This window comes from Variovorax multivorans, assembly GCF_051216835.1.
In the GTDB taxonomy this organism is placed as follows: Bacteria; Pseudomonadota; Gammaproteobacteria; order Burkholderiales; family Burkholderiaceae_C; genus Variovorax.
Genome location: NZ_JBPJZL010000048.1, coordinates 1 through 1736, shown reverse-complemented (window position 1 = coordinate 1736; position 1736 = coordinate 1). Strand labels below are relative to the sequence as shown.

At 65.6% G+C, this 1736-nt stretch carries 2 protein-coding genes; both read left to right on the top strand.

Features of this window, described 5'->3' with window-relative positions; genetic code table 11:
• Window positions 1–277: phosphopantetheine-binding protein (locus ACSFCA_RS36480; protein WP_435462996.1), on the top strand; the 277-nt coding region annotated here is incomplete at its 5' end.
• Window positions 278–397: 120 nt separating this feature from the next.
• A partial coding sequence (locus ACSFCA_RS36475; RefSeq protein WP_435462997.1) for a condensation domain-containing protein occupies window positions 398–1736 on the top strand: 1339 nt, incomplete at its 3' end.

The following is a 1736-nucleotide window of genomic DNA, read 5'->3' as shown; positions in this document are numbered from 1 at the left end:
CCTCGCCTCCCTCTTCGCCGAGGTCCTGCGACTGCCACAGGTGGGCATCGATGACAGCTTCTTCGACCTGGGCGGCCACTCCCTGCTGGCCACCAAGCTCATCAGCCGCATCCGCTCCAGCCTGGGCGTCGAGATCGCCATCCGCACCCTCTTCGAAACCCCTACCGTCGCTCAATTGGCATGCAAGCTGGATGAAGCGCCTGCGGCGCGCAAGCCATTGCGCCCAATGCGGCAAGGTCACCGTCCAGATGCAAGACCGATGGAGGTCAGCACGTGAGTCGTTTATTCGTCGCCACATCGCTCGCACCCTGCACAGCAGGTATTCGAGATTGCTGATTCTCGATCAAGCCTGCCAAGACTGGTTGCATCTCAACATCATGCCAAGCACGGAGACTCGATGATCCCTCTGTCTTTTGCACAGCGTCGGCTGTGGCTCCTTTTTCAAATCGATGGCCCAAGTTCGACTTACAACGTCCCAACGGTGCTTCGTCTGGAAGGACGCTTGGACGAAGAAGCTCTCCGGGGCGCGTTAGGAGACGTAGTGGGCCGTCATGAGAGCCTGCGCACCATTTTCCCGGCTGCGAGTGAGAGTGAATCGGAGCAATTCATTCTGATGCCCGAAGAGGCTCCTCTTACCTTGCAGGTACAAGAGTCCTCTGAAACGACTTATCCGCAGCAACTCGCGGAGGCCATCGAATACGGCTTCGACCTGGGCTCTGAGCTCCCGATCCGCGCCAGCCTGTTCCGCCTGGACGAGGAGCATCACGTCCTGCTGCTGCTGTGCCATCACATCGCCAGCGACGGGTGGTCGCTCGCGCCGCTGGCGCGCGACCTGTCCAGCGCCTACGCCGCGCGCACGCAGGGCCACGCACCCCAGTGGTCGCCACTGCCCGTGCAGTACGCCGACTACACGCTCTGGCAGCACGAGCTGCTGGGCAGCGAGTCGGACCCCCACAGCCTCATCTCCGCACAGCTGGCCTACTGGCAGCGCACGCTCGCCGGCCTGCCCGAGCAGTTGCAGCTGCCCACCGACAGGCCTCGCCCTGCCGTGTCCTCCTATCGCGGCGAGAGCATCCCCTTCCAGCTGGATGCAGACCTGCACCACAAGCTGACGGCCCTGGCCCGCGAGGGCCAGGCGAGCATGTTCATGGTGCTGCAGGCTGCGCTGGCCGCCTTGCTCACGCGCCTCGGAGCAGGCACCGACATCCCCCTGGGCAGCCCGATCGCCGGGCGCACCGACGAGGCCCTGGACGACCTGGTGGGCTTCTTCCTGAACACGCTCGTGCTGCGCACCGACACCTCGGGCAACCCCAGCTTCCGCGAGCTGCTCTCGCGCGTGCGCGAGACCAACCTGGCCGCCTACGCGCACCAGGACCTGCCCTTCGAGCGTCTGGTGGAGGTGCTCAACCCGGTGCGCTCCATGGCGCGTCATCCCCTGTTCCAGATCATGCTGGTGCTGCAGAACAACGACCGCGCCAGCTTCCAGCTGCCAGGCCTGCAGGTCAGCGCCGAGCCACTGGGCCTGCACACGGCCAAGTTCGACCTGTCCTTCGCGCTGCGCGAGCAGCGCGGCTCGGACGGCTCGCCCCAAGGCATCGTGGGCCAGGTCGAGTTCGCCACGGACCTGTTCGATCGCGCCAGCGTCCAGGCCATCGTCGCTCGCCTGCAGCGCGTGCTCGCAGCCATCGCTGCCGACCCCGCCCAGCCCATCGGCGCCATCGAGATCCTGCAGCCCG